The sequence below is a fragment of the Poseidonocella sp. HB161398 genome (genome assembly GCF_005870025.1).
Lineage (GTDB): Bacteria > Pseudomonadota > Alphaproteobacteria > Rhodobacterales > Rhodobacteraceae > Mangrovicoccus.
In genome coordinates this window covers 1-2,638 of record NZ_VATA01000179.1, presented here as the reverse complement: position 1 = coordinate 2,638, position 2,638 = coordinate 1, and the positions used below count along the sequence as shown (strand labels likewise).

The window sequence follows — 2,638 nt, the reverse complement described above, 5'->3', positions numbered from 1 at the left end:
CGCAAAGGGCGCCCGTGTCGCACGGACGCCACCGACCAGCTTCAAATGTTTCCAAGCACTTGCGAAAAGGGGGCAGAATGACCAACCGCTCGCAATTGGCCTGACGAGATTTTCCACGGAATTGGAGTCGATCTCGATCCGTCCGTCCGTCAGGAAGGTCTGCAGCCCGTCCCAATGATTGTGGATGTAGGCGAGCTTCTCGCCCAGCCGGGATTTGGCCGAGACCCGGCGCCGCTGCTCCTGCAGCCAGGTGCCGAAGGCCGCGACCAGCGGCGCGGTGCGGGCCTGGCGGGCCGAGAGGCGCTGGCCGGGGCCCATGCCGCGGATCTCGGCCTCGATCCGGTAGAACTCGGCGATGCGGCGGAGGCCCTCGGCAGCAATCTCCGACCCGTCGCGATCGAAGACCTCCTTCAGCTTGCGCCGCGCGTGTGCCCAGCAATGGGCGACGGTGACCGGGGCGCCGCCCTTTCGGGAGGGGCGGGTCAGGCGGTTGTAGCCTGGATATCCGTCGAGTTGCAGGACGCCGTCGAAGCCGGCCAGGAATGTCTCGGCATGCTCGCCGCCGCGGCCGGGGGCGTAGAAATAGACCACGCCGGGCGGGTCGTCCCCGCCCCAGGCACGATCGTCGCGGGCGAGCGCCCAGAGATATCCCGTCTTGGTCCTGCCCCTGCCGGGATCCAGCACCGGCGCCGTTGTTTCGTCCATGAAGAGCTTGGATGAGCTTTTCAGGTGCTCCGCCAGCCGGTCCACCACCGGGCCGAGATGAAAGGCCGCCGTGCCGACCCAGTCGGCCAGCGTGCTGCGGTCGAGGGACAGGCCCGAGCGGGCGAAGATCTGGCTCTGGCGGTACAACGGGGAATGATCCGCGTACTTGCAGACAGCGACATGGGCGATCAGCGCCTCGGTGGGCAGCCCGCCCTCGATCAGGTGCGCAGGCGCCGGAGCCTGGATGACGCCGTCGGTGCAGATCCGGCAGGCGTATTTCGGGCGGATCGTGACGATGACGCGGAACTGCGCCGGAACGATGTCGAGGCGTTGGGTCCGGTCCTCGCCGATCCGGTGCATGCGCCCGCAGCCGCAGGGGCAGTCGAGGCTCGCGGGCTCGATGGTCTCCTCGATCCGGGGCAGATCGGCCGGGAGATTGCCGCGGTTGCGCTTCGCGGCGGGTCTCTTGCGAGGAGCATCCCCGGGAGTGGATGGCTCCGCCGCCTTCTGCGCTTCGACCTCGGCCACGGCCGTTTCCAGATCCTCGAAAGCCAGCTGCCGCTCGTCTTCGCTGAGTTTCTCGGACTTCTTCCCGTAAAGGGCCTGGTTCAGCTCGGCGATCAGGTTCTCCTGGCGGCGGGTGATCTCCTCCAGCTCGGCCACCCGGGCAGCTTGCGCCTGCAATGCCTCGAAGGCCGCCCGGTATTCCGGGGGCAGGACGGACAGGTCGAGATCGGCGGCGGGGGTCATGCATGCAGCATAGCCCGGAGCGCGCCACTGCAGGCGTGGAAAAGACCCCGCGAGTCATTCCGCCACAGCAGGCCGCCTGGCTTCGAGCGCCTTCACCTTGCGCCAGTCCAGCCCGGCAAACAGCGCCTCGAACTGTGCGCGGTTCAACGACATCACCCCGTCGGTCACGGGAGGCCAGACGAAGCCGGAATCTTCCAGGCGCTTGTACGCCATCACGAGACCTGTGCCGTCCCAGAACAGGATCTTCAGCCTGTCGGCCCGTTTCGCACGGAAGACAAAGACAGCGCCCGCGAAAGGGTCCTCCTTCAAGGCCGACTGCACCAGCGCGGCCAGGCCGTCATGGCCTTTCCTGAAGTCGACGGGCTTCGTGGCTATCAAAATGCGCACCCGGTCGGACGGGATCATGCCAGCGCCCGCACCACGGAGGCGATCCGCTCTGCCGACGCGCCGGGCTCGAGCCGCACGGTCACCGCGCCGACGGCGATCTCGACGCTGCCGCTGGCAGAAGGCCCCGTATCCGTCGGCGATTCCGCCGGGGCCACCATCAGCGACACGAACTCGACCGCGTCCTCGGGGGCTGGCAGCACCAGCCGGCCGTCCCGCGCCATCCGCCGCCAGGCCGAGACCTGGTTGGCCTGCAGCCCGTGCCGCGCGGCCACCGCGTTCACGGTCGCGCCGGGGCGCAGCGTCTCGGCGACAATCTCCGCCTTCAGCTCGTCCGGCCACTTCCGGTTCCTGCGCTGCGTCTCGCGCTCGTTCGTGAGAACCTCAAAATGTGCGCTCATTGAGAAAGTCACTCCCTGCTCGTTGCAGGAAATGAGATCTCAGAACCGCCGTCTCACAAACAGGTGGGACCCAGGCTTCGCTTACAATACAAGGCGCGGTTTGGCGGTCTTGAGGTGTCGGATGCCCGACGTCTCAGGGCGCTTGAGGACGAGAACGCCAAGCTGAAGAAGCTGCTGGCAGAGGCCATGCTCGAGCGCGCCAGTGAAGGCGCCATTGGTTCGAGCCCAATGGCGCGCGCGATCCTGAAGGATGCCGCGTCGCGAAAGTGGTAACGCCCGGCGTGAGGCGGGAAGCGGTGGCACATGTCGTGGCGTTCCACGGGGTGAGCCAACGACGGGCGTGCAAGGCTTTGGCGGTGGACCGGTCGAGCGTGCGCTATCGCAGCGTGCGACCGGAT

3 protein-coding genes and 1 pseudogene are annotated in these 2,638 nt (G+C 67.4%); 1 reads left to right on the top strand and 3 read right to left on the bottom strand.

Annotated elements, in window-relative coordinates; genetic code table 11:
- The 3 genes from FGX59_RS36465 to FGX59_RS36455 form a co-directional block, all read right to left on the bottom strand.
- On the bottom strand, window positions 1-1,455 hold a 1,455-nt coding region (locus tag FGX59_RS36465), incomplete at its 3' end, for an IS66 family transposase (RefSeq protein ID WP_240722880.1).
- 54 nt (window positions 1,456-1,509) lie between these two features.
- Window positions 1,510-1,860: an IS66 family insertion sequence element accessory protein TnpB gene (gene tnpB, locus FGX59_RS36460; RefSeq protein ID WP_111774719.1), complete on the bottom strand. Its 351-nt coding sequence runs from the start codon at window positions 1,858-1,860 to the stop codon at window positions 1,510-1,512.
- Window positions 1,857-2,240, bottom strand: coding sequence for a transposase (locus FGX59_RS36455; RefSeq protein ID WP_111774720.1), 384 nt, complete (start codon window positions 2,238-2,240; stop codon window positions 1,857-1,859). Before FGX59_RS36455 ends, tnpB begins: the two co-directional genes overlap by 4 nt.
- Window positions 2,241-2,327: 87 nt before the next feature.
- Between FGX59_RS36455 and FGX59_RS39190 the strand changes: the two are divergent.
- A pseudogene (locus tag FGX59_RS39190) lies at window positions 2,328-2,638 on the top strand (hypothetical protein); the annotation flags it as partial.

Bases quoted from the DNA above. Each gene is read 5' to 3' on its own strand.
- tnpB (WP_111774719.1), bottom strand. From the start codon at position 1,860: ATGATCCCGTCCGACCGGGTGCGCATTTTGATAGCCACGAAGCCCGTC.
- FGX59_RS36455 (WP_111774720.1), bottom strand. From the start codon at position 2,240: ATGAGCGCACATTTTGAGGTTCTCACGAACGAGCGCGAGACGCAGCGC.